The sequence below is a fragment of the Brevibacterium sp. genome, from assembly GCF_031179145.1.
In the GTDB taxonomy this organism is placed as follows: domain Bacteria; phylum Actinomycetota; class Actinomycetes; order Actinomycetales; family Brevibacteriaceae; genus Brevibacterium.
In genome coordinates, this window is sequence record NZ_JAPSIB010000006.1 from 31,911 (window position 1) to 44,211 (window position 12,301).

Below are 12,301 nucleotides of genomic sequence, written 5' to 3' on the forward strand. Positions count from 1 at the left end.
TTCATTCGGTTGCTGCCTCTGCGCGCGGACGGATAGTATTCGCCTTTCGCGTTTGAGGATCAGGACTCAAGATATTCTCGAATCCTTGGCAGGCTAACAAGATTGTCCCGAGTGGAGCGTCGGATTCGAATCTGAAATTTCCGAGGTTTTCAATAATTCCGAATGTTCTGATCGTGTGATCCAAGGAGGTCGGCGGCGGGATTTGTCAATGATGTCGTGTTCGACTGCGGCTCAATGAGTGAACCCAAAGCAGATCGAGCGAATCTTCGATGCGTTCAACGTTTCCGGGAATGTCCGATTTGCCGTGGTTGGAGGTTTGGTGCTGCCTGCGCTCAGTAGAATTGCGCCATCATCCTGGTGAACTTTCTCGTTGAGTAGATCTTTCCGGCGACTTCGAGGAAAACTGGAAGCTGGAAACCGCCAGGGCGGAATCGGCGGTGCATTTATTGTCTCCTGCAGTCGAATTTCACTCGCGGCGTCCATCAGCGATTTGATAGGGGGAAAGATTCATGAACAATTTGGTTTTCACAGCATGGTCTGCCGGCAGTTCGCATCAATTCAGACGGCTGCTCGTCATGCAGCCAATGTTGCTTATCCTCGTGCTGCTTGCCGCGTGCGGCACCGATATGGGTCCCCGAACCGGGGGACCTGATGCAGACGCTTCCACCCCTGTGAACTCTGAGTCGAAAAGCGGGAGCACTGCTCGGGCCGAGGCGCCCGCTGAGCCGATTCCCACCGCGATAGTCCTCGACGCATCCGGGTCGATGAAGGCTGACGATGCGCCTGGTCAGCGATTCGCTGCCGCGCAGAAGGCGTTCCAGGGACTGCTTGAGGAGATCCCCGACGGGCAGGCGACATCTTTGCTGACCTATGGGACGGGCACCGGCAGTTCCGACAGCGAAATAACCGAAGGATGCCAGGATGTCACCACTCTCATCGAAGCGGGACCGGTGGATAAGCAGAAGTACCAGGAGACAGTCGATGGCCTCTCGCCATCGGGTTACACGCCGATCGCTTTGGCTCTCCAGAGGGCCAGCGAGCAACTGCCGGAATCGGGGAAGCGTGCGATCATTCTGCTCTCCGATGGAATCGACACGTGTGCCGATGAAGGCGAGAGCCCCGACCCGTGCACGGTGGCGACGGACTTGAGTGCGGACGGTGAGCTCGCTATTCACACAGTGGGTTTCCGGGTGGATGGTCAGACCTCGAAGCAGCTCGAGTGCCTGTCCGAAGCGACGCAGGGCACCAACTGGGACGCCGTCAACGACAAGCAGTTGGATTCCAGACTGGCGCTGACAGTGAACCCGCAGATCGCTGAGTCCACTCTGACTCCTGACGGGTACAAGAACCTGGTGCCCGGGATGAGCGCCGACGAAGCGCGTCAGGCCGGCGGCTTCAGCAATGACATCTCCGATTCGGGGCGAGTGGAGATCATCTATGTCGACTGCACGCTCGTCTTCGTCGACGGCGTCCTGACCGAGATCGTGTCGGAGAGGATCCCGACCCTGGACGGTATCGCCCCCGGTGACGACATTTCCGCCGCCGAGGCGATCTACGCGGATCCCGATCTGCCGACTCAGATCACCGATGATGAAGCGGCTCTCTATACGGCGGATCCGATCGCGGGTACGGGATTCAAGGTCTATTTCGAGGGCGCCGAGGATCAACAGTCCGGCAAGCCACTCAAAGGGAAGATTCTCAAGGTCGCCTTCTGTCAGTGCACCACCACGGACTCCTACTCGGTGGCTGCGCCGCCCGTAGGGATCTTCCCGGGGTGCGAGTTTCAGGATCAGTGTGAAGTCATCGACGCAGTGCAGGTGCAGCACCCGAAGCAGGGAGCGTTGACACTTGTGATGCTCAACCAAGACGAAGGAGTCGACGAGTTCAGCGCTGTCGGCAGCATCTACGCCGTCGATGCCCGCGGGAAGGTGATGGATCTCCAAGGAAACTTGGCGGGGTCGGAATCCGGCGTAGGTTCTGACATCGCAACATATGCGGTTGGGGACCAGCCGCTGGAGCAGAGCTTCCATTTCATGCGGCCGATCACCGATCGTTCGGGCGCTGTCTTCCTTGAGATGCCAACTGATGACGGGTCGATGAGCACGAGTTACGAGATTGACCCAGATGGCTACTTCACAGAACCTCAGTACGAAATCGACTGGGACGCGGTGTTCGCTCTTGGACGGGGTTATGAAGATCAGTACTACGTGCAGCGCTGGGACGGGCTGGACGACCAAGGCTATTACCAAATGACTGTGGGCGAAGGATCTGCTGCAGTCGAATTGCGGAGGGAAGGAGATCGGTATGTGGTCGATTGAGGCGCAGACCAATGGGGTGCGAGCCGAACGGAGCGCTGCGAATAGGAACCGGATGCTCAGAACGTTCACTGCGGTAGCCACTGTCAGCGGCCTCCTGATCTCGGGCTGCGGGATGAGCTCGGCGTCTGAATCGACTTCGGCATCCGATACTCCCGCAGCCTCGACCCCGACGGGCCCGGAGACAGCGGTCATGGAAACGGCGACTCCCGCTTCCCCAGTAGGAGATCCGTCCGCCGAGGCAGGTGAAGTCGACATGCCGACGCCTGCCGCGCCGAAGCCGGGATCGGCAGAGAAGACCGAGAACCCACCGGCAGAGTCGATCGACGGGTGTGACTCCTCGACATGTTCAGTGGCGGACGCAGTGAAATATGAGCATCCCACTCAAGGCCCGGTCACCGTGGCACTCTTCGCGGATTTCACCGAGACTGAAGCCGGCGATTGCAAGATTGCTGTATTCGACGGCGGCGATCGGACAGTGCAGTTGCTTCCGTTCGAGTACCTGACCGCATGGAATATGCGCGATGAGGCACTTGCGGAGATCTTCTACTTCATGGAACCGCCGGTGGACTCAACATCGAATATATTCCTACGAATCCCGGACCATGATGGCTTCGTCGCCTCTGGTCTGCGACCTGTCTCCACGGGGTACTTCGAGCTCTTCGACCTCTCGTACGTTCCAGAGGACTTCAGCGAAGTTTTCAATTCCGAGCCCATGGTGGGTGTCGAATGGGGCGAAATCGACAATGACGGCAACTACACGCTCGAGATTGCTGGCGAGGTGGCGGTGTGGAACGGAAAGAAGTATGTCGCACAGTGACCACCGCAAGCGCAGGACAGGACTTGTCGTTTCAGTCTCGGTGATTGCGGCCGCCCTGATCGTGGTGCTGCTCATTGGGTTCGGCATCGTCAATATCCCGGGAATCATGGGAGGTTCGACCACCTCGGCGAAGGGGACGGTCGGGGAGGACGGCTTTGAGATCACTGCCGGTGAGGTGACGGTCTCCGCTGAAGGAGGCGTTGCCCCATCGGGAACTCCAGTGCACGTCGAGGTTGTCGACGACTTCACACCTACCGGGATCTTCGGGTCTGCGGAACCGGTCAGTTCGGGTGTGGAGGTCCGCCTCGGCGACGATCGTCAACCTCAGTCCGAGGTCCGCATCGAGGTGCCCGTGAGTGCGGAAGGGGATCGGGAGAAGTACTCGGGCGAAGGCGACGCCTCAGATGTCAGTGATCCGTTTGCGGTGCAGGAACACGAAGGTCGAATGCTCCTCGCCGATTTCGAGTACGACGCTGACAGCGGAAAGGGCATCATCCTCGCTACTCAACTGAGTCTGTTCGGATTCGTCCGGGCCTCCTTTGATGCGATTGTCGACTCGTTCACGCAGTCCATCAAGGAGTTCTTCGATATCTCCGTCCCCCGTCCAGACTGTTACCGCGAGGACCTCAGTCTTTCTGAGAAGAAGTTCACTCTCAGATCCAGCGAGCCCGAGGCGGCGTGGCTGTGCCTCGAATCCGGCGCTGAAGGAAAGATCTCACAATCACTGGTGATGAATTCGCCGGGCGCATGGGTCGTGTCATCAGAACCGAACCTGATCAAAGGGACACCGTTGACCTTCGATATCGGGTCTGGACTCATCGCCAGCGTGCTGAGAATCGCGGTCGGCGACGATTCCGATGTCGTGTTCCCCGGTATCACGGCCAACGATCACCATCTCGACGCACCGGACTCTGTCACCCTCACGATGAACGCTCCGCTAACGGTTGTCTGGTCGTTCCTGTCCGTGGCGGCCGTGTTCCTTCCCACTGACAAGATCGATGGTCTGGAGGAGGCCGAATGCTTGTCGCAAGTGGCGATCACCCAAGACGATCCGGCAGGTCAGGTGAAGGCGATGGCTGGTTGCATCGCCGAAGAACTCGGTGGTGTGGGATTGATCTTCGGTCTGATTTCGGCTGCTCCGGGAGCGTTGGCAGCGAATATCAGCGGCATCATTCGCGAGTGGAATGGCGCCACGGAGGTGCGCTACACCCTGGAACCGGATATTCCGACGACAGTGATCAAGGAATACAGTCCGTTCGATCCCGACGGCTCCATCCGTTCCGACGCGCAGTTGAGCGACGACGCCGCTGCTATCACCTATGACGCCGAGATGGCGTCGAAATCAGCGGTGTCCATTGGCAGTGACGTCTTCGATTTGGGAGGCACCGCCGACGGGTCGAGCGCCTGTTGGCAGCATCCCATTGAGGCGAATCGCGTGGTGTGCCTTCGGGATGTGTGGTCGGACGAGTTGTACCTCGCAACGATCGAAGGCGATCTCAACCACGAGCTGGCATTCGACAGTGGAGTCGACGAACCGGTTCTACTGGCGATGGAGCTTGAAGACGGGAGTCGGTGGCAGTTGAGGCGGGGAGGCTCCTGGGGAGGTCGTGCAGATGGGCGAGTCGGAATGTTCCACTGCACAGAACAGTGTGAAGGTCATGAGAGCGATGCGATCCTGTCCGACGACGAACATCAGTTCGGCTATGACAGCTCGTCTGAAACTTGGACCGCGTTTGTCGGTGAGCTCGGCGAAGTTGACGAACACTTCCCATCCCCTGAGGAGATTCCGATCACGGAGGCTTGGTTCGTCAGGTGATCGGGAATCCTGGCCTCTGGAGGAGAGGCAAAGGTTGGTGATTTCAGCGGCCAGGTTGCCGAATGTACTTCTGAACAATCGTTGGCCCCTCGAACTGGGGATTACGCCGCAGATAATAAAAGGACAGAATCATCACGAGGGCGAAGACGTTCTCGTTCGATTTCGGATCTGGCTGAAGGCACTGCAGGAAGTGAAATCAGTGCATTGTCGTGGGGTCCGTTTTCCGTCTGGGTTGGAAGGTTCATTATGTCTAAGATCAGAAGGTTCTGCCTGACCATGAGCGCTGGGCTGCTCGCCACGGGACTGGTTCTTGCGGGCGGCGCGCCAGCGAGTGCTCACAGTAGCAAAGGTTGCACTTTTGACGTTCCCAGGCCGACTTTTAATTGGTCAACGCAGACTGCGGGGTTCAAGGTCACGATGAAATGTGGAAATTTGGGGATGTACGGCGATCGACAGGCTGTTGTCGACTTGCGAGAAGACGACGGTTCTCGCACTCAGTACATCACCCATGGGGTGAAGCGAACGAAAAGCGCAGGAACCTACACGATTTGGGCTTCAGGGGTCAAATGCAACTACGACAGAATTGGAAAGGAAGAACTTTACGTCAACGCCAGGATTGAGACCAGGCTCGGCGGTCAGAGTTACTGGAGCAAGGGACCGAACTATCGAGGTGCAACAATTTCCGTTCCCTGTAAATAGGATGCAAGTTCAGGAATGACTACGACCACGGATCTTCGGGAACTGGCCGAGGGTCCGTGGTCTTTGCTTTCAGTCCTGGCTACATGCGTCCCGGGGTGAACTGACTGCCGCCGTCGGTTTATCGACACTCGGTGTGGGACTGGGTTCGGGCCAACGTCTGACCGTACCGCAACCACTCACTACGGCGGCCCTGAGCGCATCATTCATCGCCACGACGAACTGGGACCACACCGTGGGGTCGTTGACTTCGATGGCGCCGAAGACGCCTTCAACGTGATAATCGCGCTGGAGTATGAGGCGCAGTCGCCAGAACGTGCGAGTCCGGCTTCCTGCACTGATCACAATCCGGCCGTGGTCGGAGGATTCCAGGTAGATGGCCTGCGCCAACGGTGGTAGCAGCTTCGGCTCTGATGCGAGGAGATGAAATGGCTGTTCGCCTGAAGGGTTGACCTGGTCATGGATGAGACGCTTGGCTTCCTCGAGGGAGCACGGCATCGAGAACGTTCTCGCTCGGAACTCGTACGGTAGGTTGAAGATGGGCACGCCTCGGTTCCTTGGTCTGTGTGTTTGAAAACAGCAGATAGATTCACCGTCCATGCTTCCGTACCGCGCCCGCCCCCGACATCCCCACTTCCAGGGGCAGGAGCATAGTCGTCTCGCGCCTCGGCGGCGCCGAGCTGAGCTCACCCGGTCCACTCGCCCGTGTCCCAGGCGCGGCGCAGCACCTCCAGATACGGCTGCAGATCCCAGCCCTGCGCGGCGATCCACTCGGCGTCGAAGTACGTCGGCAGGTAGCGGACGCCTGTATCGCACATGAGGGAGACGATCGAGCCCGGCTCATCCATCGTGCACGCCAGCTTCGTCGCAAGGTAGAGCGCGGTGCCGGTGGACGGTCCGGCGAGTGCTCCGGTGCGATCGCGCAGGAAGTGTGCGGCGGCCACCGAGGCGGCATCCGGCACTGCTGCCATGTGGTCGACCACCTGGGGCAGGAACGAGGGTTCGCAGCGCGGGCGGCCGATGCCTTCGATGCGTGATCCGTGTCCGTTCCACGGGGCCGGCTCGCCATCACGATAGGACCGGAAGAACACCGAGTTCTCCGGATCCACCACCGCGATCCGGGTGTCGAGGCACTGGTAGCGCACATATCGGCCGAGAGTCGCGCTGGTGCCACCCGTACCGGCGCCGACGGTGATCCACCGCGGCACAGGATGCCGTTCTAAGGACATCTGCTCGAAAATCGATTCGGCGATGTTGTTGTTGCCGCGCCAATCCGTCGCACGTTCGGCGAAGGTGAACTGATCGATGTAGTGCCCGCCAGTGTCGGCGGCGAGCCGACGGGCTTCCTCGTAGACCAGCGCCGGGGCCTCGACGAAATGGCAGCGGCCGCCGTAGAACTCGATGAGGTCGACCTTGGACTGACTCGTCGACCGGGCGACCACAGCGGTGAATGGCAGCCCCAGCATGCGAGCGAAGTAGGCCTCGCTCACCGCCGTCGAACCGCTCGAGGCCTCGACGATATGCGTGCCTTCGCCGATCAGCCCACTGCACAGCCCGTAGAGGAACAGCGACCTCGCCAGCCGGTGTTTGAGCGAACCGGTCGGATGGGTCGATTCGTCCTTGAGATAGAGGTCCACGTCCGGCAGACCCGGTATCGGCACGGCCACCAGGTGGGTGTCTGCGGACCGATTCTGATCGGCCCGCAGCTTGCCGATCGCGACGGATGCCCAATCGCGGTCGTTGTGGGCGGGCGAATGCTCGATCATCGGCTCGGCTGTCATGGCCCTATCCTATTGCTCGACGCCGGTGGCCGAGCAGAGCCAGCAGGGCGGATGGCCGGCGGTCACCCTCGACGCGGCAGGATCTGCGCCGTACCGTGGAGGAATGAGCGATCCACTGCCCGAACTCCAGGTCCCCGACTTCCTCCTCAACGACGGAGCAGCGATCCCGGCGATCGGCCTCGGCACCTACAACCTCCGAGGTGACGAAGGCGTCGAGGCGATCGTCGCCGGCATCGCCAACGGCTACCGTCTGCTCGACACTGCGGTGAACTACGAGAACGAGGTCGAGGTGGGCCAGGCCATCACGGCCAGCGGCGTCGACCGTGACGAACTCTTCGTCACGAGCAAGATCCCCGGCCGTCATCACGGCTTCGACGAGGCGATCGCGAGCACCGAGGAATCTCTGTCCAGGCTCGAGCTCGCCTACCTCGACCTCCACCTCATCCACTGGCCCAATCCCAGCGTCGACAAGTACGTCGACACCTGGCGCGGGCTCATCGAACTGCGCGAACGCGGACTCGTCCGCTCGATCGGCGTCTCGAACTTCACCGAACCCATGCTCGAGAGGCTCGTCGAGGAGACCGGCGTAACCCCGGCAGTCAACCAAGTCGAACTCCATCCGTACTTCCCGCAGCCCGAGCTGCTCACGTTCCACCGCGCCATGGGCATCCGGACCGAATCCTGGTCGCCCCTGCGCCGCGCTGGTTCCCTGCTCAGCGAACCCGCCATCATCGAGATCGCCCGGGATCACGAGGTGGTCCCCGCCGAGGTGGTGCTGCGCTGGCATCACGAGATCGGCAGCATCCCGATCCCCAAGTCCGCCGACCCTGCCCGGCAGCTGCTCAATCTCGACATCTTCGACTTCTCCCTCACCCCCGCCGAGGTGGAGGCGATCTCCGGCCTCGCGCGCGGTCGGATGAAGGACCGGGACCCGAACACCCACGAGGAGATGTAGGCCGCTGGTCAGGAACGGCTCGGGTTCTCGGTGGAGCATACCGCTGAGTGCCGGCTTCAGCCGACGGTATGACTCACGCCCGTTTCGACCGCATGGCGTGAAGCTGCTGCACCCCTTCGTCCTCGCTGAGCCGTCGGTACTCATCACTGCCGAGCGGGATCAGGGCGATACGGCTCGCGACGTCATGGTGGAGGCCCCAGCCATGCGTCTTCGGCAGGGGTGAGGCGCGCAGGCAGGCCTGTGATTTGGAGAAGAACTCCTCCCGTGCGGCCTCCCGCTCCTCGTCGGCGATGCCCTTCCGGATCGCATGCACGTCGAACAGCAGGTCATCGGAGGTCAGAGCGTAGGGATCATCGATGAGCAGCTCGTACTGGAGCTGGGCGATCGACTGTTTCTCCCGAGGCGCGGGCACCTTGGGCCCGGTCAGCGCGGAATCCTGGGCCACCCTGATGAATGTGTTCGTGTAGTTGGTCGTCATGACTGCATTATCGGTGGCGCAGCATCTCCGAGGATTGGATAAACGCGACTCATTCCCCCAGCAGCGCCCGGATGTCGTCGGCGCTGATCGTCGAGCTGAACGCCTCACCATCGTCCATGAGGGAGGTGAAGAGTTCGGCCTTCTTCTGCTGCAGGGCGACGACCTTCTCCTCGATGGTGCCTTCGGAGACGAGCCGGTAGACCATGACGTTGCGCGTCTGGCCGATCCGGTGGGTGCGGTCGATCGCCTGCGACTCGGCAGCCGGGTTCCACCACGGGTCCATGAGGAACACGTAGTCCGCCTCGGTGAGGGTGAGGCCGAAGCCACCGGCCTTGAGGCTGATGAGGAACACCGGGGCGCTCCCGCTCCGGAACGACTCGATGACCTTGGCGCGGCTGCGAGTGGAGCCGTCGAGGTAGGCGTAGTCGACTCCACGGGCATCGAGCTGGGCCGCGATCCGGTGGAGGAAACTCGTGAACTGACTGAACACCAGCGCCCGATGACCCTCGGCGATGACATCGTCGAGGTGGTCGAACAGGGCCTCGACCTTGCTCGATCCGACGTCATCGTGCTCCGGATCCACCAGCCCGGGGTCGAGGGCGAGCATCCGCAGCAGCGTCAGCGAGCGGAAGATGGCGAAGCGGTTCCTGTCGAGGTCGTCCATGAGCCCGAGCAGCTTCTTCCGCTCCCGCTGCAGGACCGCGTCATAGAGCTTGCGATGCCTGGGCCCGAGTTCGACGGTGAGCACCTGCTCCTGCTTGTCCGGCAGCTCAGCGGCGACGAGCTCCTTGGTGCGGCGCAGCATGAACGGCCTCACTCTCTTGCGCAGTGTCTCCATCCGCTCCGGCGCCTCACCGGATTCGATCGGACGCACGTACTCCTCGCGGAACTTCATCCGCGACGGAAACAGGCCCGGCGAGACGATCGAACTCAGCGACCACAGATCGGTCAGCGAGTTCTCCATCGGCGTCCCCGTGATCGCCAATCGGAAAGGCGCCTTGACCGCTCGAGCGGCCTGATGGACCTTGGCCGCGTTGTTCTTGACGAACTGGGCCTCGTCGAGGATCAGCCCGGCCCACTCGACCGACTGGAACGCCTCGGCGTCGAGGCGCAGCACCGCGTACGAGGTGATGACGACGTCGGTCGCCTCGATCTCCTCCTCCAGCGGGGTCCGGCGCTTCTTCGACGTGGCGTCGATGACGCGCACCCGCAGGTCGGGGGTGAACTTCGCCGCCTCGAGGTTCCAGTTCCCCACCACCGAGGTGGGGGCGACGACGAGGAACGGATTCGTCTGCGTGGCTCTGGTGTGGGCGATGAGCGCCAGGGTCTGGAGGGTCTTGCCCAGTCCCATGTCGTCGGCGAGGATCCCGCCGAGGTGGTGTTTCCACAGGAACGTCAGCCACCGGAATCCTTCACGCTGGTAGTGGCGCAGATCGGCGTGGACGGTGTCCGGAACATCCACCTCGGTGATCGGATCGACCCCGGACAGGGCACGCACCGATTCCTGCCAGCCGGTGGCTTCGTCGGTCTCGTCGGCGAGGTCCTCGAGCTCAGCCCACAGACCTGCCTGGTAGCGGCTGATCGACGGCTCCTGCGGCGACCATTCGGACAGGGTCTGCGCCTCGGTGAGGAGTTCGCGCAGCTTGTCGAAGCTGGGGTGGTCGAGCGAGAAGAACGTGTGGTCGTCGAGGAGCACGTGATCCTGTCCCGTCGCCAGGGCTCGGAAGAGGTCGACGAAGGGCACGTGTGTCCCGTCGACAGTGACCTCGAAGCCGAGGTCGAACCAGTCGTTGGTGTCTGTTTCGGCGGTCGTGACCTTGACGTGGGGGTCGGCGGAGAGCTCCTGGTACTCGGGTCGGGTGCCCTCGATCTGCACTTCCACCTCGTCGAGGGCTTCGAGCTGCGGCAGCACGCGAGAGGTGAATTCTGCGGTTTCGATGCCGATGAGCTCTTCGCGCGGCTGAGTGCCGATGCTCGGCCAGATCGCGCGCACCTCGGCGAGGACGTCCTTCTCCCGCCGGACATCGCGGTTGTCGTCGGAGACCGGGATCAGGTGCAGGATCCGGTCGGGATTGTGATAGTGCCAGGACCAGCTCAGCTGCAGCCGATTGCTGCGGCCGAACGCGGCGGTGAGGTGAAGGCGCGCGGGCTGGAGTTCGGGGAGGTCGACGGACTCGTCGCTGCTGATGACGGGGGTGCTCAGCCGGACCTGCGGGTAGAGGCTGTCGAAGAACTCTTCGGTGTGCGCCTCGGGCACGTCGATGGGGGCGGGGTTGATGAGCAGCTCGCGCTGCTCGGCGGTCAGGGGTGTGCGGGTCGGGGCGAGGGCGAGGTCGATCCGTGTGCCGTCGACGCTGATGCAGTAGAACCCGTGGTGCCCGATCGGCAGCGCGGCGCCCGCATCGTAAGTCGCCTCCTCGACGACCACCTGGGGTGTCAGACGCAGCCCGTCGGAGCTGCGGGTGGTGTCGATGCGCAGCTGCCCCGGAGGAGATCGGCGGATCGTGAGCCCCTTCGTCAGACCGATGAGGGCGATGTCGAGGTTCGTCGCCCAGTCGAGCAGCGACCACACCAGGGGGCTGTCGAAGGTGTCGAGTTCGAGCTCATCCGTGCGACCGAACGGGGCGGTGTAGACGGCGGCGTGGAGTTCGGCGAACTGGGCGAACCATTCGGACTGCGCCCGGTCGAGATTGAGGCTGGAGCGGCCGCCGACGAGCGTGCCCCAATTGAGGTTCCCTTTGATCCAGTTGTTCTTCTTGCCGGGCATGATTGGGCGCAGCACAAGGCTGGGGAGGACGCCCTTCCGCAGGTCTTCGGCGGTCAGCGGCGTCGTCGACGTGTGCGAATACCAGCTTCTCTGCGGACGGGAGCGCAGCTCGAATCCCAAGCCCAGGGGAATCGTCGGCTGCCGATTGGCGGGCCTGACCGCGAAGCGTTCCAGGCGGGACTGCCACTCCGGAGTCTGCGGTGGCGCGGCCGCTCTGACATCGGCTTGCGTCCGGGCCAGTGAACTCAGCGTCGTCACCCCGGCGGTGCTGGAGAGTTCGCTGATGAGGTGGGCTCGGCTGTGTTCGTTGCCGGCCATGAGGACCGCGGCGACGTGCTTGCAGTTGAATCCGATGGGGCACGTGCAGTCGCCTTCCTCGGGGATCGCCGAGTGCTCGTCCTCGTCGTACTCGACGGAGATCCGGACCCGGTAGGGCTGAGGGGCGTTGCCGGCGACCTCGCCGGTGAGGATCCATTCCTCGTCGCTCCATCGAGCGGACAGGACATGTCCACCCCGCGCATAGGCGGATCCGCGCTGGAATGAGGCCTGGCCGACGAGGGCGATGATCTCCGGAGGCGGAACGAAGGGTGGGGCTGTGCTCACGTCCTCATTGTCGCAGGCGCTCCTGACACGGCGGTCAGAGGCGGGACGGGCCGTGGGGGCGAGATTGCAG

At 62.2% G+C, this 12,301-nt stretch carries 8 protein-coding genes; 4 read left to right on the top strand and 4 right to left on the bottom strand.

Annotated features, from left to right (window positions below):
• Positions 1-509 precede the first annotated feature (509 nt).
• From RIT73_RS06275 to RIT73_RS06285, 3 genes are all read left to right on the top strand, one after another.
• Positions 510-2,318 carry a VWA domain-containing protein gene (locus RIT73_RS06275; RefSeq protein ID WP_309131210.1) on the top strand — a complete coding sequence of 603 codons (1,809 nt, stop codon included), beginning with the start codon at positions 510-512 and terminating at the stop codon, positions 2,316-2,318.
• A gap of 190 nt (positions 2,319-2,508) precedes the next feature.
• Positions 2,509-3,135 (top strand): hypothetical protein, encoded by a 627-nt coding sequence (locus RIT73_RS06280; RefSeq protein WP_309131211.1) that lies wholly within the window; start codon positions 2,509-2,511, stop codon positions 3,133-3,135.
• A complete protein-coding gene (locus RIT73_RS06285) occupies positions 3,122-4,951 on the top strand; it encodes a hypothetical protein (RefSeq protein ID WP_309131212.1) in 1,830 nt (609 codons plus the stop codon). Before RIT73_RS06280 ends, RIT73_RS06285 begins: the two co-directional genes overlap by 14 nt.
• 768 nt (positions 4,952-5,719) lie before the next feature.
• On the opposite strand, the gene RIT73_RS06290 is transcribed toward RIT73_RS06285, so the two are convergent.
• Together RIT73_RS06290 and RIT73_RS06295 are read right to left on the bottom strand one after the other, a co-directional pair.
• Positions 5,720-6,193: a hypothetical protein gene (locus tag RIT73_RS06290; protein WP_309131213.1), complete on the bottom strand. Its 474-nt coding sequence runs from the start codon at positions 6,191-6,193 to the stop codon at positions 5,720-5,722.
• Positions 6,194-6,333: 140 nt separating this feature from the next.
• Positions 6,334-7,428 (bottom strand): PLP-dependent cysteine synthase family protein, encoded by a 1,095-nt coding sequence (locus RIT73_RS06295; RefSeq protein ID WP_309131214.1) that lies wholly within the window; start codon positions 7,426-7,428, stop codon positions 6,334-6,336.
• Between the two features lie 103 nt (positions 7,429-7,531).
• On the opposite strand from RIT73_RS06295, the gene RIT73_RS06300 reads away from it, so the two are divergent.
• Positions 7,532-8,383 carry an aldo/keto reductase gene (locus RIT73_RS06300; protein ID WP_309131313.1) on the top strand — a complete coding sequence of 284 codons (852 nt, stop codon included), beginning with the start codon at positions 7,532-7,534 and terminating at the stop codon, positions 8,381-8,383.
• A 73-nt stretch (positions 8,384-8,456) separates the two neighbouring features.
• Here the strand turns inward: RIT73_RS06300 and RIT73_RS06305 are convergent, their stop codons facing one another.
• Both RIT73_RS06305 and RIT73_RS06310 read right to left on the bottom strand, forming a co-directional pair.
• Positions 8,457-8,861, bottom strand: coding sequence for a DUF6157 family protein (locus RIT73_RS06305; protein ID WP_309131215.1), 405 nt, complete (start codon positions 8,859-8,861; stop codon positions 8,457-8,459).
• Positions 8,862-8,910: 49 nt separating this feature from the next.
• Positions 8,911-12,231, bottom strand: a complete 3,321-nt coding sequence (locus tag RIT73_RS06310; RefSeq protein WP_309131216.1) for an SNF2-related protein — start codon at positions 12,229-12,231, stop codon at positions 8,911-8,913.
• Between the last annotated feature and the right edge of the window lie 70 nt (positions 12,232-12,301).

What these genes read in the sequence shown, in the direction of transcription:
- RIT73_RS06275 (WP_309131210.1), top strand. Translation starts at nt 510, where the DNA reads ATGAACAATTTGGTTTTCACAGCATGGTCTGCCGGCAGTTCGCATCAA.
- RIT73_RS06280 (WP_309131211.1), top strand. Translation starts at nt 2,509, where the DNA reads ATGGAAACGGCGACTCCCGCTTCCCCAGTAGGAGATCCGTCCGCCGAG.
- RIT73_RS06285 (WP_309131212.1), top strand. Translation starts at nt 3,122, where the DNA reads ATGTCGCACAGTGACCACCGCAAGCGCAGGACAGGACTTGTCGTTTCA.
- RIT73_RS06295 (WP_309131214.1), bottom strand. Translation starts at nt 7,428, where the DNA reads ATGACAGCCGAGCCGATGATCGAGCATTCGCCCGCCCACAACGACCGC.
- RIT73_RS06300 (WP_309131313.1), top strand. Translation starts at nt 7,532, where the DNA reads ATGAGCGATCCACTGCCCGAACTCCAGGTCCCCGACTTCCTCCTCAAC.
- RIT73_RS06305 (WP_309131215.1), bottom strand. Translation starts at nt 8,861, where the DNA reads ATGACGACCAACTACACGAACACATTCATCAGGGTGGCCCAGGATTCC.